This window comes from Streptomyces exfoliatus, assembly GCF_000725545.1.
Lineage (GTDB): Bacteria > Actinomycetota > Actinomycetes > Streptomycetales > Streptomycetaceae > Streptomyces > Streptomyces exfoliatus.
In genome coordinates this window covers 245608-270619 of sequence record NZ_JNZP01000003.1, presented here as the reverse complement: position 1 = coordinate 270619, position 25012 = coordinate 245608, and the positions used below count along the sequence as shown (strand labels likewise).

General features: G+C 71.2%; 25 protein-coding genes. 14 read left to right on the top strand and 11 right to left on the bottom strand.

Annotated features, from left to right (window positions below):
- The first annotated feature begins 55 nt into the window (after window positions 1-55).
- A complete protein-coding gene (gene lysS / locus IO20_RS0106195; protein WP_030546838.1) occupies window positions 56-1780 on the top strand; it encodes a lysine--tRNA ligase in 1725 nt (574 codons plus the stop codon).
- A gap of 86 nt (window positions 1781-1866) precedes the next feature.
- Here the strand turns inward: lysS and IO20_RS0106190 are convergent, their stop codons facing one another.
- The 3 genes from IO20_RS0106190 to IO20_RS0106180 form a co-directional block, all read right to left on the bottom strand.
- The gene (locus IO20_RS0106190; RefSeq protein WP_030546836.1) at window positions 1867-3129 is read right to left on the bottom strand and encodes a DUF2637 domain-containing protein; all 1263 of its coding nucleotides are present in this window, start codon (window positions 3127-3129) and stop codon (window positions 1867-1869) included.
- Between the two features lie 149 nt (window positions 3130-3278).
- Window positions 3279-4016 (bottom strand): hypothetical protein, encoded by a 738-nt coding sequence (locus IO20_RS0106185; protein ID WP_030546834.1) that lies wholly within the window; start codon window positions 4014-4016, stop codon window positions 3279-3281.
- 125 nt (window positions 4017-4141) lie between these two features.
- Window positions 4142-5071 carry a hypothetical protein gene (locus IO20_RS0106180; protein WP_030546832.1) on the bottom strand — a complete coding sequence of 310 codons (930 nt, stop codon included), beginning with the start codon at window positions 5069-5071 and terminating at the stop codon, window positions 4142-4144.
- 173 nt (window positions 5072-5244) lie between these two features.
- Here IO20_RS0106180 and IO20_RS0106175 point away from each other — a divergent pair, with 173 nt between their 5' ends.
- On the top strand, window positions 5245-6438 hold the full coding sequence (locus IO20_RS0106175; RefSeq protein WP_030546830.1) for an RtcB family protein: 1194 nt from the start codon (window positions 5245-5247) through the stop codon (window positions 6436-6438).
- A 75-nt stretch (window positions 6439-6513) separates the two neighbouring features.
- Here IO20_RS0106175 and IO20_RS0106170 read toward each other — a convergent pair whose 3' ends face one another.
- Both IO20_RS0106170 and IO20_RS0106165 read right to left on the bottom strand, forming a co-directional pair.
- A complete protein-coding gene (locus IO20_RS0106170; RefSeq protein WP_030217022.1) occupies window positions 6514-7278 on the bottom strand; it encodes an SDR family NAD(P)-dependent oxidoreductase in 765 nt (254 codons plus the stop codon).
- Window positions 7279-7344: 66 nt separating this feature from the next.
- Window positions 7345-7680, bottom strand: coding sequence for a YnfA family protein (locus IO20_RS0106165; protein ID WP_030546828.1), 336 nt, complete (start codon window positions 7678-7680; stop codon window positions 7345-7347).
- A 208-nt stretch (window positions 7681-7888) separates the two neighbouring features.
- Here IO20_RS0106165 and IO20_RS0106160 point away from each other — a divergent pair, with 208 nt between their 5' ends.
- A complete protein-coding gene (locus tag IO20_RS0106160; RefSeq protein WP_245684876.1) occupies window positions 7889-8305 on the top strand; it encodes a hypothetical protein in 417 nt (138 codons plus the stop codon).
- Between the two features lie 26 nt (window positions 8306-8331).
- Here IO20_RS0106160 and IO20_RS0106155 read toward each other — a convergent pair whose 3' ends face one another.
- Window positions 8332-9756 (bottom strand): FAD-dependent monooxygenase, encoded by a 1425-nt coding sequence (locus IO20_RS0106155; protein ID WP_030546824.1) that lies wholly within the window; start codon window positions 9754-9756, stop codon window positions 8332-8334.
- Window positions 9757-9871: 115 nt separating this feature from the next.
- Here IO20_RS0106155 and IO20_RS0106150 point away from each other — a divergent pair, with 115 nt between their 5' ends.
- Window positions 9872-10432 carry a TetR/AcrR family transcriptional regulator gene (locus IO20_RS0106150; RefSeq protein WP_030546822.1) on the top strand — a complete coding sequence of 187 codons (561 nt, stop codon included), beginning with the start codon at window positions 9872-9874 and terminating at the stop codon, window positions 10430-10432.
- 25 nt (window positions 10433-10457) lie between these two features.
- Here IO20_RS0106150 and IO20_RS0106145 read toward each other — a convergent pair whose 3' ends face one another.
- The gene (locus IO20_RS0106145) at window positions 10458-11195 is read right to left on the bottom strand and encodes a Mut7-C RNAse domain-containing protein (RefSeq protein WP_030546820.1); all 738 of its coding nucleotides are present in this window, start codon (window positions 11193-11195) and stop codon (window positions 10458-10460) included.
- 164 nt (window positions 11196-11359) lie between these two features.
- On the opposite strand from IO20_RS0106145, the gene IO20_RS0106140 reads away from it, so the two are divergent.
- Complete coding sequence (locus IO20_RS0106140) at window positions 11360-11809, top strand: GNAT family N-acetyltransferase (RefSeq protein WP_030546818.1); 450 nt, start codon at window positions 11360-11362, stop codon at window positions 11807-11809.
- A 59-nt stretch (window positions 11810-11868) separates the two neighbouring features.
- On the opposite strand, the gene IO20_RS0106135 is transcribed toward IO20_RS0106140, so the two are convergent.
- On the bottom strand, window positions 11869-12120 hold the full coding sequence (locus IO20_RS0106135) for a hypothetical protein (RefSeq protein ID WP_030546816.1): 252 nt from the start codon (window positions 12118-12120) through the stop codon (window positions 11869-11871).
- 278 nt (window positions 12121-12398) lie between these two features.
- On the opposite strand from IO20_RS0106135, the gene IO20_RS0106130 reads away from it, so the two are divergent.
- Window positions 12399-13364 (top strand): ABC transporter substrate-binding protein, encoded by a 966-nt coding sequence (locus IO20_RS0106130; RefSeq protein WP_030546814.1) that lies wholly within the window; start codon window positions 12399-12401, stop codon window positions 13362-13364.
- A 55-nt stretch (window positions 13365-13419) separates the two neighbouring features.
- On the opposite strand, the gene IO20_RS0106125 is transcribed toward IO20_RS0106130, so the two are convergent.
- Window positions 13420-13842 carry a MerR family transcriptional regulator gene (locus IO20_RS0106125; RefSeq protein ID WP_030546811.1) on the bottom strand — a complete coding sequence of 141 codons (423 nt, stop codon included), beginning with the start codon at window positions 13840-13842 and terminating at the stop codon, window positions 13420-13422.
- A 168-nt stretch (window positions 13843-14010) separates the two neighbouring features.
- Window positions 14011-14613 (bottom strand): hypothetical protein, encoded by a 603-nt coding sequence (locus IO20_RS0106120; RefSeq protein WP_078945854.1) that lies wholly within the window; start codon window positions 14611-14613, stop codon window positions 14011-14013.
- 230 nt (window positions 14614-14843) lie between these two features.
- Here IO20_RS0106120 and hemL point away from each other — a divergent pair, with 230 nt between their 5' ends.
- From hemL to IO20_RS0106080, 8 genes are all read left to right on the top strand, one after another.
- Complete coding sequence (gene hemL, locus IO20_RS0106115) at window positions 14844-16190, top strand: glutamate-1-semialdehyde 2,1-aminomutase (RefSeq protein ID WP_078945853.1); 1347 nt, start codon at window positions 14844-14846, stop codon at window positions 16188-16190.
- Entirely contained in the window at window positions 16187-16882 is a 696-nt protein-coding gene (locus IO20_RS0106110; RefSeq protein WP_030546806.1) for a histidine phosphatase family protein, read from the top strand. The genes hemL and IO20_RS0106110 overlap by 4 nt, the downstream gene beginning before the upstream one ends.
- A gap of 212 nt (window positions 16883-17094) precedes the next feature.
- A complete protein-coding gene (locus IO20_RS0106105; RefSeq protein ID WP_030546804.1) occupies window positions 17095-18372 on the top strand; it encodes a polysaccharide deacetylase family protein in 1278 nt (425 codons plus the stop codon).
- 242 nt (window positions 18373-18614) lie between these two features.
- On the top strand, window positions 18615-19241 hold the full coding sequence (locus tag IO20_RS0106100; protein WP_030546802.1) for a TlpA family protein disulfide reductase: 627 nt from the start codon (window positions 18615-18617) through the stop codon (window positions 19239-19241).
- A gap of 4 nt (window positions 19242-19245) precedes the next feature.
- Window positions 19246-19983 carry a cytochrome c biogenesis CcdA family protein gene (locus tag IO20_RS0106095; protein WP_030546800.1) on the top strand — a complete coding sequence of 246 codons (738 nt, stop codon included), beginning with the start codon at window positions 19246-19248 and terminating at the stop codon, window positions 19981-19983.
- Window positions 19984-19988: 5 nt separating this feature from the next.
- Window positions 19989-21755: a cytochrome c biogenesis protein ResB gene (gene resB, locus IO20_RS0106090; RefSeq protein ID WP_030546798.1), complete on the top strand. Its 1767-nt coding sequence runs from the start codon at window positions 19989-19991 to the stop codon at window positions 21753-21755.
- On the top strand, window positions 21752-22834 hold the full coding sequence (gene ccsB, locus IO20_RS0106085; protein ID WP_030546796.1) for a c-type cytochrome biogenesis protein CcsB: 1083 nt from the start codon (window positions 21752-21754) through the stop codon (window positions 22832-22834). Before resB ends, ccsB begins: the two co-directional genes overlap by 4 nt.
- Window positions 22835-22878: 44 nt before the next feature.
- Window positions 22879-23415: an SRPBCC domain-containing protein gene (locus IO20_RS0106080; protein ID WP_030546794.1), complete on the top strand. Its 537-nt coding sequence runs from the start codon at window positions 22879-22881 to the stop codon at window positions 23413-23415.
- A 41-nt stretch (window positions 23416-23456) separates the two neighbouring features.
- On the opposite strand, the gene IO20_RS0106075 is transcribed toward IO20_RS0106080, so the two are convergent.
- Entirely contained in the window at window positions 23457-25010 is a 1554-nt protein-coding gene (locus tag IO20_RS0106075; protein ID WP_030546785.1) for an ABC transporter substrate-binding protein, read from the bottom strand.
- Window positions 25011-25012: the final 2 nt, after the last annotated feature.

Sequence of the window (25012 nt, the reverse complement as noted above, 5' to 3'; positions counted from 1 at the left end):
TGGCTCTCGTAGGGCTTGTCAGGCAGAACCCCTCAGGAAGAAGGACGTACCGACCGTGGCTCAGAGCAGCACCGAGACCGACTGGGTCTCCCGTTTCGCGGACGAGGTCATCGCCGAGTCGGAGCGACGTGCGCCTGGCAAACCGGTCGTCGTCGCCTCCGGCCTCTCCCCCTCCGGCCCGATCCACCTGGGCAACCTCCGCGAGGTCATGACCCCGCACCTGGTCGCCGACGAGATCCGCCGCCGCGGGTACCAGGTCAGGCACCTGATCTCCTGGGACGACTACGACCGCTACCGCAAGGTGCCGAACGGCATCGAGGGCATCGACGCGTCCTGGGCCGAGCACATCGGCAAGCCGCTGACCTCCGTCCCGGCCCCCGCCGGCTCGCCCCACCCCAACTGGGCCGAGCACTTCAAGGCCGCCATGGTCGAGTCGCTGGCCGAGCTGGGCGTCGAGTACGACCCCATCAGCCAGACCGAGCAGTACACCGCCGGTGCCTACCGCGAGCAGATCCTGCACGCCATGAAGCACCGCGGGGACATCGACGCCATCCTCGACCAGTACCGGACGAAGAAGGCGCCGAAGAAGCAGTCGCAGAAGCCCGTCGACGAGGCCGAGCTGGAGGCCGAGGAGGGCTCCGGCGCGGCGAGCGAGGACGACGGCTCCGGCGGCGCCTCCGGCTACTTCCCGTACAAGCCGTACTGCGGACAGTGCGAGAAGGACCTCACCACGGTCACCTCCTACGACGACGAGACCACCGAGCTGGCCTACACCTGCGTGAACTGCGGCTTCGCCGAGACCGTGAAGCTCAGCGAGTTCAACCGCGGCAAGCTGGTCTGGAAGGTCGACTGGCCGATGCGCTGGGCGTACGAGGGCGTCATCTTCGAGCCCTCCGGCGTCGACCACTCCTCGCCCGGCTCGTCCTTCGTCGTCGGCGGCCAGATCGTCCGCGAGATCTTCGACGGCGTCCAGCCCATCGGCCCGATGTACGCCTTCGTCGGCATCAGCGGCATGGCCAAGATGTCCTCCTCGCGCGGTGGCGTACCGACCGCCGCCGACGCGCTGAAGATCATGGAAGCGCCGCTGCTGCGCTGGCTGTACGCCCGCCGCAAGCCCAACCAGTCCTTCAAGATCGCCTTCGACCAGGAGATCCAGCGGCTCTACGACGAGTGGGACAAGCTGGAGGCCAAGGTCGCGGACGGCACCGTGCTCCCCGCCGACGCCGCGGCCCACACCCGCGCGGCCCGCACCGCTGCCGGCGAGCTGCCGCGCACCCCGCGCCCGCTGCCGTACCGCACGCTCGCCTCGGTCATGGACATCACCGCGGGCCACGACGAGCAGACCCTCCGGATCCTCACCGAGCTCGACCCGGAGAACCCCGTCACCTCCCTCGACGAGGTCAGGCCGCGCCTCGACCGCGCCGAGAACTGGATCACCAGCCAGGTCCCGGCCGACCAGCGCACCATCGTCCGCGACGAGCCCGACACCGAGCTCCTCGGCTCCCTCGACGACGAGGGCCGCGAGTCGCTCCGGCTGCTCCTGGAGGGCCTCGACACCCACTGGTCGCTCGACGGGCTCACCACCCTCGTCTACGGCGTCCCGAAGGTCATGGCCGGTCTCGACCCGGAGGCCAAGCCGACGCCCGAGCTGAAGCTCGCGCAGCGCGCCTTCTTCGCCCTGCTCTACAAGCTCCTCGTCAGCAGGGAGACCGGGCCGCGCCTTCCCACGCTGCTGCTCGCCGTGGGCGCGGACCGGGTGAGGAAGCTGCTCGGCGCGTGAGCGCTTGAGCAGGTGAGTACCTGAAACAGGCGAAAGGGCCGCCTCCCGGAGTGCGGGGGCGGCCCTTTCGGCTGTCTTCCGGTGGGTCAGGGGGTGTCGAAGTCGGCCATCTCCTGCTGGATCCGCTGCTGGATCGCGGGGGTCAGCCGGTGCAGCACGTCGGTGTCCGGGAACTCCGGCATGCCGTAGTGCGCGGCGACCAGCTGCTCCAGCTCGGCCGCGCTGGGGAACTGCTTGTTCTCGTGGCTGTAGGACCACGTGAGCTTGTAGACGGTCTCCTCGAAGTCGTCGGCCGGCGGCTCCGGATCGACGTACTCCGGGTACGGCTCGAAGCCCTCGGGACCCTGCTCCTGGCGGGGGTCCCCGAGCGACATGTCCTCCGGGCCGAGCGGGATGGCCACCGGCGTCGGCTCCAGGCCCTCGGCGATCTGCGGGGCGTACGCCGTCTCGTGGGCCTCGGGCGGGAGCTGCTGGGCGTGGAACCAGGGGCTGCCGTTGACCAGGGCTTCACCCGTCGGTACGTCCGGCTGTCCCTGGGGGAGCTGCTGCGGCGGACCCGCCTGCGCCACCGTCGCCGGCTGCAGCTGGGGCTGCTGGGGCTGCTGGGGCTGCTGAGGGAGCTGCTGCGCGGGTGTCTGCTGCTGCGGGGGCAGGAGAGCCGGTTCGATGCCCGCCGCCGCGAGGCCCGCCGCCGCCGTCTCGGCCAGGGGGACGCCGTACCGGGCGAGACGCAGCGGCATCAGCGCCTCCACGGGGGCCTTCCTGCGCCAGCTCCGGCCGTAACGGGCCTGCAGCCGCGCCTGGTAGATCAGCCGCTCCTGCTCCAGCTTGATGACCTGTTCGTACGAGCGCAGCTCCCAGAGCTTCATTCGGCGCCACAGGCGGAACGTCGGCACCGGGGACAGCAGCCAACGGGTCAGCCGCACGCCCTCCATGTGCTTGTCCGCCGTGATGTCCGCGATCCGGCCCACGGCGTGCCGCGCGGCCTCGACGGCCACGACGAACAGGATCGGGATCACCGCGTGCATCCCGACACCCAGCGGATCGGGCCAGGCGGCGGCGCCGTTGAAGGCGATCGTCGCCGCCGTCAGCACCCAGGCCGTCTGCCTCAGCAGCGGGAACGGGATCCGCAGCCACGTCAGCAGCAGATCCAGGGCGAGCAGCACACAGATGCCCGCGTCGATGCCGATCGGGAAGAAGTACGAGAAGGTGCCGAAGCCCTTCTGCACGGCGAGCTCGCGCACCGCGGAGTACGACCCCGCGAAACCGATCCCCGCGATGATCAGCGCACCGGCGATGACGAGGCCGATGAGTATCCGGTGTGTGCGTGTCAGCTGCATCGCGGCCACCCGCGATCCCCTCCCCGTCATTCGACATCCCGCGCGCACAGAGTGGCACATGTGTGCGGAGCCCGGCCCCCGGGGGAGGGACGGGCTCCGTACGGACGTGCCGGACTGCGTGGGTTTGTGACGACTTGTTCGTGCCTACTTCTTCGTGACTACTTGTTGGCGGCGGCGACCGCGGCCACGGCCTCCTTGGCCGCCTTCACGGCGCCGTCCACGATGGTCTTCTCCGACGGGGTGGGCGCGCCCGCGTAGCCCGCGCCGTTGTACGACAGCAGCACCAGGACGTTGCCCGTACGCGCCACGACGGCGCCGTAGACGAAGTCCTCGTCGGTCTTGCGCAGCTGGTACGTGACGGTCTTGGCCTCGTCGCCGATGCCCGTCGCCGTGGTGGTGCGGAGCTTCTTGGCACCCTGGGTGCCCTGGACCTTGGCGAGCTCCTTCGCCAGGTTCTCCTGGGCGCGCTCCTGGCCGCTGCCGAGCGCCGCGTCCGACTCGTACCGGTAGAAGGACACGTCGAGCCAGCGGTACTGCGAGCCCTTCACGCCCTTGTCCGCGAGACCGTTCCACGAGCAGCCGCCGCGGCTGGCGAGGTCGCTGGAGACGGCGGGCGTGCCGTTCTTGGTCTTCGCCTTCGGCACCAGCGATTCCGTGGTCTTGGCCGCGATCGACTTGCAGGCCTGGGGCAGCTCCGCGAACTTCGCCGGCTCGACCTTCTTCGTCGTCTGTGACGGCGAGGGGGTCGCGGACGCGGACGCGCCGGCCTTGTCCTTCGATCCCGTCTTGCCGGAGCCGCTGTCGCCGGAGTCGGAGGAGCAGCCGGCGACGACGAGCATCACCGGGACGGCGGCGCAGGCGAGTATGCGGGTGAGTCGCGGGGCTGATCGCTGCATGGTTCCTTCAGTCGCTTGTCGTACGGTCCTGCCGGGGTCCGGCGGCCACGGGCACGGTGCGGATGGGCCACGGTACGCCGACACGTTACGTGGTCGCCGTCCGCTCGCGGAGCGGAGCCGGACGGCTACTCCTCCAGGCGCTCGGCGAGCAGCCGGGCCAGATTCCGGGCCTTTTCCTGCAGTTCCGCGCTGTCCGGGGCCTCGCCGGAACCGGTGGTCTGTTCACGGTAGGAGACCGTCACGATGACGTTGGATGTGCGGAACACCACGCTGACGACCCGCTGGTGGCTGTTGGCCCCGCCGGCGCTGACGACGTCGTCCAGGTACGCGATGTCCCCGAGGCCTTCGAGGACGCGGGGCTCCAGACCTGTGGAGGCCGGGTCGGGGGTGGTCGGGTCGCCCGTGGCGGCGCCGCCGGTGGCGCCGGCCGTCGTGGACCTGGCCGTCGGGGTGCCGTCCGGCGCGGCCGAGCTGCCGGGCGGGGTCTTGCCCGGGGGGGTGCCCGGCGCGGTCGTCGAGGTCGGGGTCGGGGCCGTCGCCGAGGCCGGTCCCGTGGGGGTCGGCGGGGCGGTCGGGGGCAGCGGGATGCCCGCCGCGAGCTGCTTGCGGACGTACACCTCCTGCGCCCTGTCGTCGTCGCTGACGGCGGTGTCGTAGGACACGACCCGCTCGACGTCGAGCACGAGCCGGTGCGAGGTGTCCGGGGTGTCGGCCCGCCAGGTGCAGCCGACCCGCCGGTCGGTGTCGTACGTGACGGCGGCGGTGCCGCGGTACGCCTTGTCGCGCTCGCGGTCGGCCAGCGTGGCGGCGCCGGGGAGCAGGTCCCTGAGCGTGGCCTGCGGGACGGAGCCGCAGGGCTCGAAGAGCGTGCGGTAGCGGCCGGGGGGCGCCACCGGGGCGGCGGGGCCGGCCTTGGCGTCCACGGCGATGTCGTCCACCGGGGTGCCGGCGGAGCATCCGGTGAGGCCGATCCCGAGGCCGAGGCCGAGGGTGAGGACGACGGCGGTGCGAGCCGCGGACCCGGTGCGGCCGGGGGTGTACCTCTTTCGCTGCACGGTCCCAGGCTCCCTCTCCCGAAGTCTTTCCCGAAAACTGTTTGCCGCGCGAACCCGGCCGATGGACACAATGTCTATCGCACACGCAGCTGTTGATGCCGGTCCGCTGTCACCTGTACGGGCTTTGGCTCCGGTTTTTGCGTTATCAGACTTTTCGGGGGAATCGAGGGAGTATGTCGTACGTAGAGGTACCTGGGGCGAAAGTACCGATCCGCATGTGGGCCGACCCTGCCACGGTGGAGGGCGGTGCGATGCAGCAGCTGCAGAACGTGGCGACGCTGCCGTGGATCAAGGGCCTGGCCGTGATGCCGGACGTGCACTACGGCAAGGGCGCGACGGTCGGTTCGGTCATCGCGATGCAGGGGGCGGTCTGTCCGGCGGCGGTCGGTGTGGACATCGGTTGCGGGATGTCGGCGGTCAAGTCCTCCCTGACGGCGAACGACCTGCCGGGCGATCTGTCGCGGCTCCGGTCGAAGATCGAGCAGGCGATTCCGGTGGGCCGGGGCCTGCACCGTACGGAGGTGGACCCGGGGCGGCTGTACCAGTTCCCGACGTCGGGGTGGGACGACTTCTGGTCGCGGTTCGACGGGGTCGCGGACGCGGTCAAGTTCCGTCGCGAGCGGGCGGCCCAGCAGATGGGAACGCTCGGGGGCGGAAACCACTTCATCGAGTTCTGCCTCGACGAGTCGGGTGCGGTCTGGCTGATGCTGCACTCCGGGTCCCGGAACATCGGCAAGGAGCTCGCCGAGCACCACATCGGCGAAGCGCAGAAGCTGCCCCACAACCAGGGTCTCGTCGACCGTGACCTGGCGGTCTTCGTCGCGGACACCCCGCAGATGGGGGCCTACCGGAACGACCTCTTCTGGGCGCAGGAGTACGCGAAGTACAACCGCGCGATCATGATGGCCCTTTTCCAGGAGGTCGTCCGGCGGGAGTTCCGCAAGGCGCGGGTGACCTTCGACCAGGTGATCTCCTGCCACCACAACTACGTGGCGGAGGAGCGGTACGAGGGCATGGACATGCTGGTCACGCGGAAGGGCGCGATCCGGGCCGGGTCCGGGGAGTTCGGGATCATCCCGGGTTCGATGGGCACGGGCTCGTACATCGTGAAGGGCCTGGGGAACGAGGCGTCCTTCAACTCGGCGTCGCACGGAGCCGGCCGGAAGATGAGCCGGAGCGCGGCGAAGCGGCGCTTCTCGACGAAGGACCTCGAGGAGCAGACGCGGGGCGTCGAGTGCCGCAAGGACTCCGGTGTCGTGGACGAGATCCCGGGCGCCTACAAGCCGATCGAGAAGGTCATCGACCAGCAGCGGGACCTGGTGGAGGTCGTCGCCAAGCTGAAGCAGGTCATCTGTGTGAAGGGCTGAGTCATGGCCCGGGGGACGGGAAGGGGCCGGCGCGACGCGCGCCGGCCCCTTCCCGTGGTCCCAGAGCTCGTGGCCTCAGAGCTCGCGGTGGACCTTGGTGTTGGACGCCTGGGCCCGGGGGCGGACGACGAGGAGGTCGATGTTGACGTGCGGGGGGCGGGTGCAGGCCCACGTGATGGTGTCCGCGACGTCGTCCGCGGTCAGCGGCTCGGCCACGCCGGCGTAGACCTTGGCGGCCTTGTCGGTGTCGCCCCGGAAGCGGGTGGTGGCGAACTCGTCCGTCTTCACCATGCCGGGGGCGATCTCGATGACGCGGACCGGGGTGCCGACGATCTCCAGGCGGAGGGTCTCGGCGAGCACGCGGGCGCCGTTCTTGGCGGCGACGTAGCCGGCGCCGCCCTCGTAGGTGGAGTGGCCGGCGGTCGAGGAGAGGACGACGACCGTGCCGTCGCCGCTCGCGGTGAGGGCGGGCAGCAGGGCCTGGGTCATGTGAAGGGTGCCGATGACGTTGACCTCGTACATCTGACGCCAGTCGGCCGGGTCACCGGTGGCGACCGGGTCGGCGCCGAGGGCGCCGCCCGCGTTGTTGACGAGGACGGCGAGGGTGCGGAACGCGGTGGCGAACTCGTCGACGGCGGCGCGGTCGGTGACGTCGAGGGCGTAGGCGGTGGCCTGGTGGCCGGCCTCGTTGATCTCGGCGGCCAGGGCCTCGACGCGGTCCTTGCGTCGGGCGGTGAGGACCACGCGGTAGCCGGCGGCGGCAAGCTGCCGCGCGGTGGCGGCGCCGATTCCGCTGCTCGCTCCGGTGATGACGGCGATGGGGGTGCCGGGGGCAGTCATGACGGGTGCTCCTCGCGCGGGTGGTCGATGACGTCGTCGCCCGGTCAGGATAGGCGGGGGCGGCGGTCAGCGATCTCGGGGGGCGTACATGATCACGGCCATGCCGGCGAGGCAGACGAGGGCGCCGATGACGTCCCAGCGGTCGGGCCGGTAGCCGTCGGCCGCCATGCCCCAGGCGATGGAGCCGGCGACGAAGACTCCGCCGTAGGCGGCGAGGACGCGGCCGAACTCGGCGTCGGGCTGGAGGGTGGCCACGAAGCCGTAGATCCCGAGGGCGAGCACTCCGGTGCCGATCCAGATCCAGCCGCGGTGCTCGCGGACGCCTTGCCAGACGAGCCAGGCGCCGCCGATCTCGAAGAGCGCGGCGAGGGCGAAGAGGGCGATGGATCGGGCGGTCAGCATGGAGGCAGCGTGCCACGTGCCGGGGACACGCAGGCTGATGGATTGTCAGAATATCGGATGATGTGTGGGTATTTTGGGCTCCATGCGTGCAATGCGGAAGGGTGTGCTCGGGGTCGCTCTCGCGGCCGCGGTGGTGATGGGCTCGGGTGCGAGTGCGGGTGCGAGCGCCGCTCCCGGTCCGGGGCCTGGTCCGGGTCCCGGTCCCGGTGTGGGTGTCGATGTCGTGGGGCCGGAGGCCCGGGTCGAGGCGGATCTGGCTCATCACGGTCATGTCTCCCTCTGGGACGGGAGGGTCGGTGTCTGGCTCGTCAGCGAGAACCACGGCCCCTCCCACCTCTCCCAGGCGACGGTCCGGCTCGCCTTCTCCGAGCCGATGGCGGGCGGCCAGGAGCTGCCCCAGGCGTGTCTGTGGAGCAGTGACCGGGTGGTGTCGTGCCGGACGGGCGAGCTGCGCGCCGTGGGGGGTGTCGGTGAGCTGGCGCTCGACCTGCGGACCGCGGGCTTCCCGGACGAGCTGACGGTGGAGATCACCACGGCCTGGCGGGACGGGGTGACCGACCGGAACCCGGCGAACGACCGGCATCGGGTTCTCGTGCTCTCGACCGGGGACCCGTACGTCTTCTGAGCACGCCTTCTGATCGCCGCTCCGGTTCAGCGGCTCGTCCAGTGGACGTAGCCGTCGGGGCGGACCAGTACCGCCGTCCTGCGCGCCGGGTCGGTCCAGGTGGCCCGTACGAGGCGCGCGGGGGAGGCGGGCGTGGTCCCGGGCAGGGCCGGGGGCTCGCCCGCCGGGGCTACGAGGACGAACTCGCCCGCGCGCAGCAGCTCGTACAGCCGTCCCTCGCGCAGCCGCACGTCCGGCGCGCGGCGGCCCGCGGGTCGGCCGGAACCCGCCGGCGGCGCGTACGCGATGCCGATTCCGCTGATCATTCCCATGGTGCGGGCCGAGGCGGGCCGCACCACGTTCAGGAAGCGGGCGGCGAGGGCGCGGGCGGCCCGGGTGAGCGGGGTGTGCGCCATCGCGAGGCGCACGATCGCGCCGCTGCTGCGCAGCACCATGGCGCCGACCGGGTGCCGCTCGGACTGGTAGCTGTCGAGGAGCGCCTCGGGGTCGGGGGCCTCGCCGCGCAGGACCGCGGTGAGCTTCCAGGAGAGGTTGGCGGCGTCCTGCAGGCCGGTGTTCATGCCCTGGCCGCCGGCGGGGGAGTGGACGTGGGCGGCGTCTCCGGCGAGGAAGACCCGGCCCACCCGGTAGGCGGGGGCCTGGCGCTCGTCGCTGTGGAAGCGGGAGATCCAGCGGGGGTCGTGCATGCCGTAGTCGGTTCCGAGGGCGCGGCGGGCGATCTCGCGGACCTCGTCGAGGTCGACGGGCTCGCTGTCGGCGACCTGCCTGGTGCGGCTCCAGCCCATCACCCGGTACCAGCCGTCGCCGAAGGGCGCGAGGAAGGCGAAGGTGTCGCCGGAGCCGCTGACGGTGAACAGGCTGCCGGGTTCCTCGGTGAGGCGGACGTCGGCGAGGACCATGGAGCGGATCACGGAGCTGCCGGGGAACGGCAGGTTCAGGGCCGTGCGGACCGCGCTGCGGACGCCGTCCGTGCCGACCAGGTGGCGGGCGCCGAGGGTGAGCGGCGCCCCGTCCGGGCCGGTGAGCTCCGCGGTGACCGTGTCGGCGTCCTGGTGCAGTCCGCGCAGCTCCGTGCCGTACCGGAAGGTGACTCCGGCGTCCCTCGCGCGGCGCTCCAGGAGGCGCTCCACCTCGTACTGCGGGGTGACGAGCAGGTGGTTGAAGCGGCTGGGCAGGCGGGTGAGGTCGAGGTCGAGCCGGCCGAAGAGCCGGGCGCGGGGGAGGGGCGTGCCCTTGGTGAGGAGTTCGTCCGCGAGGCCGCGGGCGTCGAGCTGCTCCAGGGTCCGGGCGTGCACGCCGAACGCGCGGGTCATGTTGCTCAGGCCGTGCGGGCGGCGCTCGACGAGGGTGACGTCGATGCCCGCGGTGGCGAGGTCTCCGGCGAGGAGCAGGCCGGTGGGGCCCGCGCCGATGACGAGAACGTCCGTGTCGGTGGTGCGCATGGTGCTCATGGCTGCCTCCAGGGTGCCCACGTCCGTTGGCCAACGCCTGTTGGTCAACGCTTGTTGGCAACTGTAGAGGCGGCCCGAATGGAGTGTCAACGCTTGTTGGCCTACAGTCGTTGATATGACGACCGCCCGCCGCTCCGACGCCACCAGGGCCGCCATCCTGGAGGCCGCCCGTGAGCGCTTCGCCTCCGACGGATACGAGCGCGCCACCATCCGGGCCATCGCCCGCGACGCCGACATCGACCCGTCGATGGTGATGCGCTACTACGGGAACAAGGAGGGCCTCTTCGCCGCCGCGTCCGAGATCGAACTCGGACTGCCCGAACTGGGCTCCCTGCCCGCACAGCACATCGGGGCCGTCCTGGTCGGCCACTTCCTGGAGCGCTGGGAGCGCGACGAGGTCCTCACCGGAATGTTGCGGGTGGGCGTCACCAACGAGGCCGGGGCCGCACGCATGCAGGCGATCTTCGCCCAGCAGCTGGGCCCCGTCACCCGGGGCGTCTGCCCCGACCCGGCCGAGGCCCCGCGGCGGGCGGCGCTCGTCGCCTCCCAGATCCTCGGCATGGCGCTCACCCGCTATGTGCTGCGCCTGCCGCCGGCCGTGGAGATGTCGACCGACGAGATCGTGGCGTGGCTGGGCCCGACCGTGCAGCGCTATCTGACCGCCGAGGCGCCCTGAGGGAGCCAGGCCGCACCCGGGTCGGTCACCGCGCCGCCGCGCCGCCGAACTCCCGTACCGCGTCGGAGACGATCGCCTCCAGGCGGGCGTGGTGGGCGCCGCGCCAGTAGACCCGGCCGCACTCCACGCACTCGGCGAACACGTCGTACGTCTTCTCCGTACCCTGCTCCAGGCGCGCGCGGACCGCGTCCTTGTCGGCGCCGCTCAGCTCCCCGTTGCACGCCGTGCACCGCGTCCACGGCGCGAGCGGCGGGGCGAACCGTTCGAGCACGTCGCGCAGCTGGTCGTCCGGCCGGTCGCTGTAGACGTACGCCCCCGCCCACAGCTCGCGGCGGCGCAGCAGGCCACGGTCCCGCGAGAGCATGACGCGCCGCTCCCGGGCGGAGAGCGCGGCGAGCGCGGGGTCGCCGATGTCCTCGCTCTCGTACGCCGCGTCCACCCCGAGCAGCCGCAGCCGCCGGGCCAGGGTGCCGAGGTGCACGTCGAGCAGGAACCGGAGCGGGGCGCCGGGCACCGGCTGCGGCCGGGCGACGCCCTCCACCTCGACCGTCTCGCCCGCGGCCGGGACGTGCGAGGCGTCGACGGGCCGCCCGTCGACCAGGAGCCTGCCGGCCTCGGTGAGCGGTACGCCGAGCGACTCCACGACATGGCCGAGCGAGGAGGCCCCGTCCGTGACCACGGACGTGCGGCCCGCACGCCGCTCCACCGCGACGAAGAGCCCGAGGTGGGGGGCGAAACTGATCTGGATCTCCGGTCCGTTCACGGGGACAGGATGGCATCGGGGCGGGACGCGCGGCCAGGGAATTCGCCGTCGGCGGGGCGCTGGCGGGGCGTCGGTGGGGCGTCGGTGGGGCGCTGGCGGGGCGCTGGCGGGCCTGCGGAAACCTGACCGTCCGCCCGTACGAAGCCCTGAGGTACCGTCCCGCCATGAAGATCATCGACCTCGAACCCGGCGATCCGCGTCTTGAGAGCGACCTCCTGCCGGTCCTCTCCGAACTCCGCCCCCACCTCACCCCGGAGCTCTTCCACGAGGTGTACGACGCCGGTCACCCGCAGGGCCTGCGCTTCAGCGCCGCCTACGCGGACGACGGCCGCTGCGTCGGTGCGGCGGGCTGGCGGATCATCAACAACACCAGCTCCCTGCGCAAGCTCTACGTGGACGACCTCGTGACCGCCGCCGACACCCGCTCCACCGGCGTCGGCCACGCCCTCGTCGACCACCTGGACGCCCACGCCCGCGCCGCCGGCTGCCATGAGCTCAACCTGGACTCCGGGACCCACCGGACCGGAGCCCACCGCTTCTACCTGCGCGAGCGCTTCGACATCGTGGCCTTCCACTTCACCCGGCCGCTCACCGCGCCCGAAGACGCCTCCTGAAGCACGGGTCCTGAAGCACGGGTCCTGACGCACGGGCCGGTCGCCGTTTCGGTCGCCGTTCAGCGGAGGCGGCCCGCCTGGCCGAAGGACAGCCGGGAGACGACCTGGCCGAAGGCGTGCTCCTCCGCGGGCGTCAGCGCGACCGACTCCTGCGGGTGCCAGACGCGCTCCAGCGGGGTCCTGGCGGCCCGGTCGCGACGGGCGCGGGCGCGGGACCGCAGGCTCAGCGAGAGCCACGCCGCCGAGGAGACGGCGAGCAGGCCGAAGAGCGTGATCACACGGGGGTCGGAGAACTGGCCGGGCACGGGCATGGCTCACTCCATGTCGTGAGGGCCGCCCGGGCACCGCGCGCCCCGGCAGGTGGCGCGCGTGCGCGACGGCACTGGTGATTCCTGCTGCTTCCTCCCGATCCGTTCAGTTAACACCACCTGGGGGGACTTTCGGCAGGGGGGTGCGGGGCCAAGGTCCCGTTCCGGTCACCCCGCCCGCTCCGGCTGCCGGGCGAGGGCGGGAGGCCCTCTTGTGCGGGCCGGGGAAGCGCTCCAAGGTGGCGGGAGAGGCACATTCCGGCCGGGGAGGGAGCAGCCGCATGTCCGGTGCGCAGGCATGGGGATTCACGGACGGCAGGGGTACGGAACTGGGGGCGGCCCGGGTGCCGCGGCGGGTGGTCGCGTATGTGCGGGCCGGGGCGGCCCTGTGCGACCTGGGCGTGACGCCGGTCGCCGTGTACGGCTCCGGGCACGACGGCGAGGTCCTCGACCCCGCGAAGGAGGGCGGGCTGCGGTCGGCCGGGGTGACGTACCTGGGGCCGGGGCGGGCCCTGGACGAGGGGCTGCTGCGGGAGCTGCGGCCGGATGTGATCGTCGACGTGACCTACGACGGGAAGAGCCCGTACGCGCTCGACGAGGCCGTCGCCGAACGGGCCGGGGTGCCGCTCGTCGCGCTCTCCGTCGGCAACGAGCTCACGCTGTCGGCGATACTCGACCGCTTCGGCGCGCTGGCCGTCAGCCTCGGGGCCGCGCCGGACGCACAAGCGGCCCCTGGGACACAAGCGGCCCCGGGGACACAAGCGGCCCCGGAGACACAAGCGGGCCCGGGGACACAAGCGGCCCCGGAGACACAAGCGGCGCCGGAGACACAAGGGGGCCCGGACGCGGACGCGGCGGTTTCGGCCGGGCTCCGTGCCGCCGAGGACGCGCTGCGGGAGGCCGCCGCGGCAAGCGGGCTCGCCGTGCTCGCCCTCTCCGGGGCCGGTCCCGACCAGGTCCATCTCGCCCGGCCGCAGGCCTGGCCCGAGCTGGCGCGGCTCGCCGGACTCGGCGTCCGGCTCGTCGACCCGGGACCCGGCCCGGGGGCGAACTGGCTCACCGCGGACTGGGGCCGCGTCGCCGAACTCCGTCCCGACCTGGTCCTCTTCGACAGCAGGGCCCACGCCACGGTGCCCGGCGAGGCCCTGTCCGGCGTCCGGTTCACGCCGTGGAACCCCGAGACCCCGCCCAGCCCGGCGGCCTACGCGCGCTTCTTCCGCGACGTCGCCGAGGCGCTCAGGTCCTGAACACGTCCGGAACCGTCCGCCGCCCTTCCTCGGTGAGAGCGGCCCGCCCCGCCCCTCAGGCCGGTGTCGCCGCCGTGAGGCGGGTGCGGCGGAGGGAGTCGGCGAACTCCTCCGCGCGGGAGAGCTGGGCGCGCAGTTCGGCGACCCGCTCCGCCGCGGCCTGCTCGTAGCGGCGGACGCGGCTCACGAGCGCGGCCCGCTCGTCGGGGTCGAGCTCGGTGTCCGTGCCGGCGCGCTCGGCGGCCAGCCGGTCCACGGCCGTGAGGAGTTCGCGGGTCTCGTCGAGCGTGAAGCCGAGCGGCTTCATCCGGCGGACCACCATCAGGCGGGACACGTCCGCGTCCGTGTAGAGCGGGAAGCCGCCCGGCGAGGCCGCGGACGGGACGACCAGGCCGCTGTCCTCGTACTGCCGGATCGTGCGCAGGGGCAGCTCGGTCCGTGCGGCGACCTCGCCGATCTGCATGGGCCGACCGGCCATTCGTACTCCGCTCACGCGTCTGGTCCTTCCTCGTACAGGGCTCCCGTAGGACGTATCGGAGATCAGGAGAAGCGCGACTTCCGCGCATGAAATCCGATTCGTCCTAACTTCAGCACTTATGAGTGCCGGAAGTGCGGAGCGACGCCTGCCTGTAGGGCCTTTAGGCGCTCACGGCCACACCAGGCAGTACGGCTGGTGGCCCGCCTCGTGGAGGCGTACGGAGAAGTCCTGCCACTCGTGGAGCAGCTGGTAGACGTCGAAGGCGTCGCGCGGCCCGCCGCGGTCCGGGACCGTGGACCAGATGAAGGCGGCGGCGCCGACCGACTCCTCGCCGATCCCGCGCAGCGGGTCGACCACCGTCATCGGCAGCTTCACCACCGCGTAGTCCGGGTGCAGGACCACCAGCTCCAGCGGCGGGACCTTGTTCAGGGGCATGCCCTGGATGCCGGTCAGGACCATCGCCGCTATGGTCTCCGGCTTGATCTTGGTGAACATGCCGCCCATGCCGAGCTCGTCGCCGCCGAGCTCCTCCGGGCGCATCGAGATCGGGACCTGTGCCGCCGTCGCGCTGTTGGGCGCGCCGAAGTACTTGTACGTCACCCCCAAGCTCCGGCCTCCGGTCGCGGGGGGCGGTTCCGCAGTCGGTTCCGGGATCGCCCGGCGCTCCGACGCGGTCGGCTCCTCGGCGCGCCGGCGCCGGTGCCTCCCCCGCCGGGCAGACTCCGGACCCAGGTCGTCCGTCCCCTCGCCCGGTCCGCCACCGCGATGCATATCTCCACCCGACTGCTTTTTCTCGGCAACACGACCCCGCCGCGCAACCCGATCATCGTGTCAGTGACCTCCCCCGCGTTCGTACGGTGAAACACCTGTCCGCAAGAACGCCGTGGCCTCTGACACCATGGATTCCGTGAGTCATCCCTATGACGTCTCAGTTTCGCAGACGCGGACCGCGGGCGCCCCGGCGTAATACCCAGGATGTCCACGCCGTCCCTCCGTTCCCGATGTCGTGCCCGAAGTCGTTCTCGCAGGTCAGGATCACAGTGCCGTATTCATACGAAGCCCCAGTCTCACAGACGCTTTTCGACCGCGCTTCCCTCGTGACGCCCGGCGGCGTGAACTCACCGGTGCGTGCCTTCCGGGCCGTGGGCGGAACGCCCCGGTTCATGGTGTCCGGTTCCGGTCCGTACCTCACCGACGCGGACGGTCGTGAGTACGTCGACCTGGTCTGCTCGTGGGGACCGATGATTCTCGGCCACGCGCACCCCGAGGTCACCGCCGCGGTGCAGGCCGCCGTGGCCCGTGGCACCTCCTTCGGTACGCCCGGTGAGGGGGAGGTCGCGCTCGCGGAGGAGATCGTCTCCCGGATCGAGCCGGTCGAGCAGGTACGGCTCGTCTCCTCGGGCACCGAGGCCACCATGTCCGCGATCCGGCTGGCCCGCGGGTTCACCGGGCGTGCCAAGGTCGTCAAGTTCGCGGGCTGCTACCACGGCCACGTGGACGCGCTGCTCGCCGCGGCCGGCTCCGGTGTCGCCACCCTCGGACTGCCGGACACGCCCGGCGTGACGGGTGCCCAGGCGGGGGACACGATCGTGCTGCCCTACAACGACCTGGCCGCGGTGCGGGCGGCCTTCGCCGCGCACCCGGGCGAGATCGCCTGCGTCATCACCGAGGCCTCCCCCGGCAACATGGGCGTCGTGCCGCCGGTGGCCGGTTTCAACCAGGGGCTCGCGGACCTGTGCCGGGAGAACGGCGCGCTGTACATCTCCGACGAGGTGATGACCGGTTTCCGTACCTCGAAGGCCGGCTGGTACGGCGTCGACGGGGTCAAGGCCGACCTGCTGACCTTCGGCAAGGTCATGGGCGGCGGCTTCCCGGCCGCGGCGTTCGGCGGCCGTGCCGACGTCATGGGTCACCTGGCCCCGGCCGGTCCGGTCTACCAGGCGGGCACCCTCTCCGGTAACCCGATCGCGACCGCCGCCGGGCTCGCGCAGCTGCGGCTGCTCGACGACGCGGCGTACGAGAAGGTCGACGCGGTGTCGAAGGAGATCCAGGGGCTCGTCACGGGCGCCCTCGCGAAGGAGGGCGTCGCACACCGGGTGCAGACCGCCTCCAACATGTTCTCCGTCTTCTTCACCGCCGACGAGGTGCGGAACTACGACGAGGCGAAGCAGCAGGAGGCCTTCCGCTTCAACGCCTTCTTCCACTCGATGCTGGCCGACGGCGTGTACCTGCCGCCGTCCGCCTTCGAGTCCTGGTTCGTGTCGGCCGCCCACGACGAGCGGGCGGTCGAGCGGATCGCCGCCGCCCTGCCGGCCGCCGCCCGCGCCGCCGCGGAGGCGACGGCATGAGCCTGAACGACGACAAGGCGAGCGACATCACCGTCGTCCACCTCGTGCGGCACGGCGAGGTCCACAACCCCGACGGTGTCCTGTACGGGCGCCGCTCGGGCTACCACCTCTCCGAGCTGGGCCGCCAGATGGCGGACCGGGTCGCCGAGCACCTGGCCGAGCGGGACATCACGTACGTCGTCGCCTCCCCGCTGGAGCGGGCGCAGGAGACGGCGGTGCCGGTCGCCAAGACGCACGGTCTGGACGTGGCGAGCGACCCGCGTCTGATCGAGGCGGAGAACGTCTTCGAGGGCAAGACCTTCGGTGTCGGCGACGGGGCCCTGCGCAAGCCGGGCAACTGGAAGCACCTGACCAACCCGTTCCAGCCGTCCTGGGGCGAGCCGTACGTCGAGCAGGTCGTCCGGATGATGGGCGCGCTCGACGCGGCGAAGGACGCGGCCCGGGGGCACGAGGCGGTCTGCGTCAGCCATCAGCTGCCGATCTGGATCGTGCGCAGCTTCGTGGAGAAGCGGCGGCTCTGGCACGATCCGCGGCGGCGGCAGTGCACGCTGGCGTCGCTGACCTCGTTCACGTACCAGGGCGACAGGATCGTCTCGGTCGGGTACAGCGAGCCGGCGATCGACCTCGTCCCCGTGCACCTGCGGGCGGGCGCGAAGCCGGTCAAGGGGAAGTCGAAGGCCTTCGGCGCGTAGGGATCCGTAGAGATCCGGTAGACGCGGTACGGACCCTCTGGACAGCGCCGGAGCGGCGGTCCACAGTTCAGGGCGATCGGGTGGTGCTCATGCCAACCGGTCGCCCTGAAATTTTTGTGCTAGTTCCCGGAACCTACGTGTTCCTCCCGGCATCTCACTCATTGTCGGTTTGGATGACGTTCAGGTCATACGTCAGCGCGAATGGGGATGTCATGCGCGGGATCAGTGGAATCAGTCGAAGGGGGCTGCTCGGGGCGGGTGTTGGTGCTGCGGCGGCCATGAGTCTCGCCGCCTGTAGCTCCAACGAAAAGGATAAAGCGGGACGTTCCGGACCGGGTAAGGGAGGCGACGCCTCGGCGGACCCGAGCACCGGCACCCCGACCAAGGACGACGTCCGGCTCATCGGCGACGGTTCCACCGCCGACACCGGGAAGCAGCCGCACCAGCCCGACGCCCCCGTCCCGCTCGAACCCGGCCAGACCCCGCCCCAGTTCGTGATCTTCTCCTGGGACGGCGCCGGCGAGGTCGGCAACGGCCTCTTCCCGCGCTTCCTCGAACTCGCCAAGAACCACGACGCGGCGATGACCTTCTTCCTCTCCGGGATCTACGTCCTCCCCGAGTCGAAGAAGAACCTCTACCGCCCGCCGAACAACCGCGTCGGCGCCTCGGACATCGGCTACCTCACCGACGACCACATCAAGGACACGCTGAAGTACGTCCGGCAGGCCTGGCTCGAAGGCCACGAGATCGGCACCCACTTCAACGGCCACTTCTGCGGCGGCTCGGGCTCCGTCGGCAACTGGACGCCGGCCCAGTGGCAGAGCGAGATCGACCAGGCCATGAAGTTCGTCACCGAGTGGAAGACGAACAGCGGCTGGACCGACCTCGAACCGCTGCCCTTCGACTACTCCAAGGAACTCGTCGGCGGCCGCACCCCCTGCCTCCTCGGCCAGGACAACCTGCTCCCCACCGCCAAGCGGCTGGGCTGGCGCTACGACGCCAGCTCGCCCGGCGGCCGGCAGACCTGGCCCGTCAAGCGCCAGGGCATCTGGGACCTGCCGCTCCAGGCCGTGCCCTTCCCCGGGCACTCCTTCGAGGTCCTGTCCATGGACTACAACATCCTCGCCAACCAGTCGAAGAACACGACGAAGGGCATGCCCTCGCGCTACCCGGGCTGGCGCAAGCAGGCCACCGAGGCCCTGCTCGGCGGCTTCACGCGCGCGTACGAGTCGAACCGCGCGCCCTTCTACGTCGGCAACCACTTCGAGCAGTGGAACGGCGGCATCTACATGGACGCCGTCGAGGACGCGCTCAAGGGAATGGCCGGCAAGAAGGACGTCCGGCTCGTCTCCTTCCGGCAGTTCGTCGACTGGCTCGACGTCCAGGACCCGGCCATCCTCCAGAAGCTGCGCTCGCTCGACGTCGGACAGAAGCCCGCCGGCGGCTGGAACACCTTCCTCCGGCCCGTCTCGTCCACCCCGACCGCTTAGACGCGACCGGCACATGAGGGGCGGCGTCGCGGGGCTGGGTACGCACATCTGCCGCGTTGTCGTCAATCACCATGGCTCCGCCACGCCTCAATCCTCCGCCTTGCAGCTGCGCGCACCCAGCCCCGCTCCTTCTTCCACCCCCCCCATGTGCCGGTCGCGTCTTAGGCGATCTTGACAAGGGTCTTTACGGGCACGTAGGGGGGTGCCCAAGATCCCCCAAACGCCCATGCGAAACTTTTCACATGAGCCTTAGCAGTCGTGTCAGTCGCGCCGGTCGTGCCCCTCGACGCACCCTGCTCGCCGTCGGAGTGCTGTCCGCCGCCCTCACGCTCTCGGCCTGCGGCGGCGACAGCAACGGCAAGTCCGGCGGCGGTGGCAACACCAACTTCGTCACCAACACCGGCGGCATCTCCACCGCCGCCAAGGGCGAACGCGCCGCCACCGGCAAGCTCGCGGGCGAGACCCTCGACGGCAAGCAGCTCGACGTCGCCGACCTCAAGGGCAAGGTCGTCGTCCTCAACGCCTGGGGCTCCTGGTGCAGCCCCTGCCGCGCCGAGGCCCCGCACTTCGCGAAGGTCGCCGAGGACCTGAAGGACGAAGGCGTCGCGTTCGTCGGCATCAACACCCGCGACCCCAACAAGCAGCCCGCGATCGCCTTCGAAGAGGACTACGGGGTGACCTACCCCAGCCTCTACGACCCGCAGGGCAAGCTGATCCTCTTCGGCTTCCCCAAGGGCACCCTCAGCCTCCAGGGCATCCCCTCCACCGTCGTCCTCGACAAGGAGGGGAAGATCGCCGCCCGCTCGCTCATGGCACTCAACGAGGAGAAGCTCCGGTCGATGATCGAGCCCCTCCTCAAGGAGAAGTGAGCCGGTGAACGAGACGGTCACCAGCGGAGCCCTGCTGCTCGCCCTGCCCCTCGCGGTCCTCGGCGGCCTGGTCTCCTTCTTCTCGCCGTGCGTCCTCCCGCTCGTCCCCGGCTACCTCTCGTACGTCACCGGGGTCACCGGCACCGACCTCGCCGAGAGCCGACGCGGCCGGATGACCGCGGGGGCCGTCCTCTTCGTCCTCGGCTTCACCGCCGTGTTCGTGTCCGGCGGGGCGCTCTTCGGCTACTTCGGGTCGACCCTGCAGGAGTACCGCGAGACGCTCACCACGGTCCTCGGCGTGCTCATGATCCTCATGGGCGTCTTCTTCCTCGGCCTGATGCCCTGGTTCACCCAGCGCGAGTTCCGCTTCCACAAGAAGCCCGTCGCCGGCCTGGTCGGCGCCCCGCTGCTCGGCGCGCTCTTCGGCATCGGCTGGACCCCGTGCATCGGCCCGACGCTCGCCTCGGTCAACGCCCTCGCCCTGGAGCAGGCCAGCGCGGGGCGCGGCGCGATACTCGCCTTCGCGTACTGCCTCGGCCTGGGCGTACCGTTCGTGCTCGCCGCCATCGCCTTCCGCAAGGCGCTCGGCGCGTTCGGATGGGTCAAGAAGCACTATGTGTGGGTGATGCGGATCGGCGGCGGCATGATGCTCGTCACCGGTGTCCTGCTCCTCACGGGCGCGTGGGACAGCATGGTCGCCACGATGCAGGGCTGGTCCAGCGGCTTCACGGTGGGGATCTGAGCCCCATGAGCAAGGCGGATTCCTTGAGCAAGACCGACACGTCCGGAACGACGGAGCAGCAGGAGAACCTCGGCGCCGCCGGTGCCCAGCTGTCGACCGCTCCCATCGAGGACCGGAGCGAGACCGTCATCGGCGGCCCCCGGCTCGGGATCGTCGGCTGGGTCCGCTGGTTCTGGCGGCAGCTGACCTCCATGCGGGTCGCGCTGATCCTCCTCTTCCTGCTCTCCCTCGGCGCCGTCCCCGGCTCCCTCATCCCGCAGACCAGCGCGGACGAGCTGAAGGTCGCGGACTTCAAGAAGGCGCACGAGACCCTCACCCCGCTGTACGAGAAGCTCCAGCTCTTCGACGTCTACAGCTCGGCGTGGTTCTCCGCGATCTACATCCTGCTGTTCGTCTCCCTCATCGGCTGCATCGTGCCCCGCAGCTGGCAGTTCGTCGGCCAGCTCCGCAGCCGTCCGCCGGGCGCCCCCCGGCGTCTCGACCGCCTTCCCGCGTACACGACCTGGCGTACGGAGGCCGGGCCCGAGCAGGTCCGCGAGGCCGCGCTCACCCTGCTCAAGGGCCGCCGCTTCCGCGCCCACACGGCCGACGACGCCGTGGCCGCCGAGAAGGGCTACCTCCGCGAGGCCGGGAACCTGGCCTTCCACGTCGCCCTGATCGTGATGCTCGTCGCCTTCGCCTGGGGCCAGCTCTTCAAGTCCGAGGGCGGCAAGCTGATCGTCGAGGGCGACGGCTTCTCCAACACGCTCACCCAGTACGACGACTTCAAGTCGGGCTCGCAGTTCGGCACCGACGAGCTGGAGCCGTTCAGCTTCACGCTGGACTCCTTCAACGGCACGTACGAGAAGAGCGGCCCCCAGCGCGGCACCCCCCGCACCTTCGAGGCGGCCGTCAGCTACTCCCAGGGCGGCGCCGACAAGAAGGCGGTCATCCGGGTCAACGAGCCGCTGAAGGTCGGCGACTCCAAGGTCTATCTGATCGCCCACGGCTACGCGCCGGTCGTCACCGTCAAGGACGGCCGCGGCAAGGTCGTCTTCCACGGCGCCGTGCCGCTGCTGCCCATCGACAACAACATCACGTCCACCGGCGCCATCAAGGTGATGGACGGCTACCGCGACAAGAACGGCAAGAAGGAGCAGCTGGGTTTCCAGGCCTTCTTCGTGCCGACGTTCGCGGGCGCCGGCAAGGGCACGATGTTCTCGCAGTTCCCCGCGCTCGACTTCCCCGTCATGGCGCTCACCGGCTTCCACGGCGACCTGCGCGTGAACTCCGGCCTGCCGCAGAACGTGTACCAGCTCGACAAGTCCAAGATGACCCAGTTCACGGACCCGCACGGCAACAAGCTGGCCCAGCGGATGCTGCCCGGCGAGACCATGACGCTGCCCGGTGGCGCCGGCTCGATCACCTTCGAGAAGGACGTCAAGGAGTGGGCGAGCTTCCAGATCTCGCAGCAGCCCGGCAACGGCCTCGCCCTCGCGGGCGCGGTCGCCGCCATCGCCGGTCTGACCGGTTCGCTCTTCATCCAGCGGCGCCGGGTCTGGGTCCGTGCCGTCCGGGGTGAGGACGGCGTGACCGTCGTCGAGATGGCCGGCCTCGGCCGGAGCGAGTCCGCCAGGCTGCCGGAGGAGCTGGGCGACCTCGCGGTCGCGCTCACCGCGCAGGCCCCGCCCACGACTGCCGCCGCCGACGGCGAAGCCGTACCGGAACCCGCGGAAGATCCCGTGGACGTTCCCGCAGAAGACCCCGCCCCTTCTGGAGAGGCCGACAAGTGATCCTCGCCGCCACGACCAACGAGAGCCTGGCGCGGATGAGCGACATGCTCATCTACTCCTCGATGGCCGTCTACACCCTGGCCTTCTTCGCCCACATCGCCGAGTGGGTCCTCGGCAGCCGCAGCAAGGTCGGCCGTACCGCCGCCGCCCTCACCGCGCGCGCCGGCGCCGCGACCTCCGCCGTGACCGTCCAGGTCAAGAAGGCCGGCGGCACCGCCGTCCTGGAGAAGCCGCAGGTCGTCACCCGTGCCGCGGCCGGCAGCCGGGACGTCCCCGATGGCCCCGGTGCCGCGGGCGGCACGGTCAAGGGCGATCTGTACGGCCGTATCGCCGTCTCGCTGACCGTCCTCGCCTTCGCGGTCGAGGCGTCGGGCGTGGTCACCCGGGCGCTCGCCGTGCAGCGCGCCCCCTGGGGCAACATGTACGAGTTCTCCACCACCTTCTCGACGGTGGCGGTCGGCGCGTACCTCGGCTTCCTCGTCGCGAAGAAGAACGTCCGCTGGATCGGTCTGCCGCTGGTCACGACCGTCCTGCTCGACCTGGGCATGGCCACCACCTGGCTGAAGACCCCGAGCGACCAGCTGGTCCCGGCGCTCGACTCGTACTGGCTGTGGATCCACGTCTCCACCGCGATCTTCTGCGGTGCGGTGTTCTACCTCGGCGCGGTCGCCACCCTGCTGTACCTCTTCCGCGACTCGTACGAGAACAAGCTCGCGACCGGCGGCAACCCCGGGGCCTTCGCCCGCTCCGTCATGGAGCGGCTGCCCTCCGCGGCCTCGCTCGACAAGTTCTCGTACCGGGTCAACGCGGCCGTCTTCCCGCTCTGGACCTTCACGATCATCGCGGGCGCGATCTGGGCCGGCGACGCGTGGGGCCGCTACTGGGGCTGGGACGCCAAGGAGGTCTGGTCCTTCATCACCTGGGTCGGTTACGCCGCGTACCTGCACGCGCGCGCGACGGCCGGCTGGAAGGGGCGGAAGGCCGCGTACATCGCGCTCATCGCCTTCGGTTGCTTCCTGTTCAACTACTACGGCGTGAACATCTTCGTGAGCAGCAAGCACTCGTACGCGGGCGTCTGACGTCCGCGTTGGCACCGGGCCCGCCCCTGGGTGACGCTTGAGGTATGAGCGAGATACCCCGGGGCAGCAGCGAGACCCATGACGGGGACACGCATCTGCTGCGGTTCGTGGTCGGCCTTCCGTACCCGTTGCCGGCGGTCTGGAGGGCCGTCGCCTCCCCGGAGGGCCTGCCGGCCTGGCTCTGCGAGGCGGACCCGCTGGAGCCCCGGCTCGGCGGCCGGGTCACGCTCCGCTGGCTCAACAGTGCCACCGAGGTCTCGGGGCGGGTGACCGCCTGGGACCCGGACTACGTCGCCGAGTACACGGTCGATCCCACCACCCACGGACGGATCCGGTTCCACCTGGAACCGGGGTCCTCCGGGGACGAGGGGTCGACCGTGCTGCGTTTCACCAACGAGGTGCGGGGGAGCCGGGAGTACCGGCTCGACTGCCTGGCCGGCTGGCACGAGCACTTCGAGCGGCTCGCCGCGGCACTGGACGGCCGTCCGACGGACTGGCGCGACTGGACACCGGAGCGGTGGCGGCATCTCCGGGACCTGTACGAGCGGGACGAGGCGCCCTGGCCGAAGTGGGAGCCCTGAGACGCCGTCGTCGCCGTGCCGGGAGCGGCGGCGGGCAGGGCTCATCCGCGCTTCGGCGGCAGGCAGGAGGCCGCCGGCGGGCGGCCCTCCGGCCAGGCGATCTGGACGAAGCGCTGTGAGCCGTCCTGGGCGAGCTCCACGATGGGGACCGCCTTGTTGTACGGGTTGCCGTAGTTGTCCAGGCAGATCCAGCCGCTCGCGCCCTGCACCCGCAGCGAGCCCTTGACCTGCGGCCACTGGGTGGCGACGTCGGCGAGTTCCGGGTAGCGGGAGCCCTGCGGGGTGGCCTGGCGGATCGCGTGGACGGCCGTCGCCATCGCGTCGTACGCGACGATCGCCTGGCCGTCCGCCAGCGCCACCGGTTTCCCCTTCGGGGCCGCTCTGGCGATGTCCTTCAGGAAGTCCCCGTACGCCTGCTCGGTACCGCCCGTGCGGGGAACGGTCCGCCCCGGCGCCGCCCTCCAGGCGTCGGGGTGGGCGAGCGCCGCGTACCGCACGGTCAGCTTCGCCTTCAGGGCGTTCCGGTCGAGCTTCTCGTCCGCCCCGAGGTACGAGCCCTCGTCGCCGGTCAGGACCGTGAAGGCGCGGTCGGCGCAGCCACGGGAGCCGAGCGCGTTGATGAACTGGCGCAGCTGGGTGTGGCGGCCGGCGAAGAACACCGTCTCGGCGCGGGTGTCGCAGATCAGATGGGTGATCTGGCGGAAGGTGTTGGCGGTGGTGCCCTCCTCGGTCGGGTCGGCGGGGGAGGTGAAGAGCGCCGGTTCGTGCGGCGCCCCTTTGAGGTTGGCGGCGAAGGCCGCCTTGAGGGTGTCGGTGTAGTGGTCGCCGGTCCTGGTGTCCTGGACGAGGAAGGCCTTGGCGGCGTCCACCTTGCCGAAGTGGGCGAGGGCCTTCGCCTCGTCGCTGTTGGTGGGGGAGACGCGGGCGAGGCCGGGGTAGCGGTTGTTCCCGGCGCCGGGGCCGTTGGCGATGTCGTCGGCGGTGATGGTGGTGCCGACGACGGCGATCCCCGCGCCGGTGAGGGCGGCCACCGACTCGCGTATCGCGGTGGAGGAGGTGGCGACGCCGGAGACGGCCCGCAGCCGGTCGGGTGCGCCCGTCAGGGCGGTGAGCCGGTCGACGGTCGTACGCCAGTGGGCGTTGCCCTTCCCGGTGTTGGCGAGGACGAGCCTGATCTTCGGGGTCTCGCTGTTGGACTGGTGGTTGGCGCGGTACTGGTAGGCGTAGGCGCCCTGGAGTTCGTGCAGCACCTTGGTGCGCATGCCGGCGTCGGTGGAGGTCAGCGGCAGGAGCACGGCGACGGTCACGTACTCGCCCTCCGCGAGGGGGGCGTTCTCCCTGCCGATGGCTCCGGCGATCTCCCTGAGGTCGGCGATGCCGAAGTCATGGCCGTCGCCGTTGACGCCGACGCACTCGTCGCTGCCCTCGGGACGTTCGACGCCCTTCGCGCAGGAACGGTCCTCCGGGGTGGTGAGCCGGGCGATCCCGTAGCCGCCGAGGCCCACGACGACGGCGGCGGCGAGGACGGAGGCGACGAGCTTCTGGCGGGGGGTGCGGACGTGGCGCCGCAGCCGGTCGGTCAGACGGTCGGGCATGG

Coding starts and splice junctions, on each gene's coding strand:
- IO20_RS0106185 (WP_030546834.1), bottom strand. CDS start 4,016: ATGCAGCGATCAGCCCCGCGACTCACCCGCATACTCGCCTGCGCCGCC.
- IO20_RS0106175 (WP_030546830.1), top strand. CDS start 5,245: ATGTCGTACGTAGAGGTACCTGGGGCGAAAGTACCGATCCGCATGTGG.
- IO20_RS0106170 (WP_030217022.1), bottom strand. CDS start 7,278: ATGACTGCCCCCGGCACCCCCATCGCCGTCATCACCGGAGCGAGCAGC.
- IO20_RS0106165 (WP_030546828.1), bottom strand. CDS start 7,680: ATGCTGACCGCCCGATCCATCGCCCTCTTCGCCCTCGCCGCGCTCTTC.
- IO20_RS0106155 (WP_030546824.1), bottom strand. CDS start 9,756: ATGAGCACCATGCGCACCACCGACACGGACGTTCTCGTCATCGGCGCG.
- IO20_RS0106150 (WP_030546822.1), top strand. CDS start 9,872: ATGACGACCGCCCGCCGCTCCGACGCCACCAGGGCCGCCATCCTGGAG.
- IO20_RS0106140 (WP_030546818.1), top strand. CDS start 11,360: ATGAAGATCATCGACCTCGAACCCGGCGATCCGCGTCTTGAGAGCGAC.
- IO20_RS0106135 (WP_030546816.1), bottom strand. CDS start 12,120: ATGCCCGTGCCCGGCCAGTTCTCCGACCCCCGTGTGATCACGCTCTTC.
- IO20_RS0106130 (WP_030546814.1), top strand. CDS start 12,399: ATGTCCGGTGCGCAGGCATGGGGATTCACGGACGGCAGGGGTACGGAA.
- IO20_RS0106125 (WP_030546811.1), bottom strand. CDS start 13,842: ATGGCCGGTCGGCCCATGCAGATCGGCGAGGTCGCCGCACGGACCGAG.
- IO20_RS0106120 (WP_078945854.1), bottom strand. CDS start 14,613: ATGCATCGCGGTGGCGGACCGGGCGAGGGGACGGACGACCTGGGTCCG.
- hemL (WP_078945853.1), top strand. CDS start 14,844: ATGTCGTGCCCGAAGTCGTTCTCGCAGGTCAGGATCACAGTGCCGTAT.
- IO20_RS0106110 (WP_030546806.1), top strand. CDS start 16,187: ATGAGCCTGAACGACGACAAGGCGAGCGACATCACCGTCGTCCACCTC.
- IO20_RS0106105 (WP_030546804.1), top strand. CDS start 17,095: ATGCGCGGGATCAGTGGAATCAGTCGAAGGGGGCTGCTCGGGGCGGGT.
- IO20_RS0106100 (WP_030546802.1), top strand. CDS start 18,615: ATGAGCCTTAGCAGTCGTGTCAGTCGCGCCGGTCGTGCCCCTCGACGC.
- resB (WP_030546798.1), top strand. CDS start 19,989: ATGAGCAAGGCGGATTCCTTGAGCAAGACCGACACGTCCGGAACGACG.
- IO20_RS0106080 (WP_030546794.1), top strand. CDS start 22,879: ATGAGCGAGATACCCCGGGGCAGCAGCGAGACCCATGACGGGGACACG.
- IO20_RS0106075 (WP_030546785.1), bottom strand. CDS start 25,010: ATGCCCGACCGTCTGACCGACCGGCTGCGGCGCCACGTCCGCACCCCC.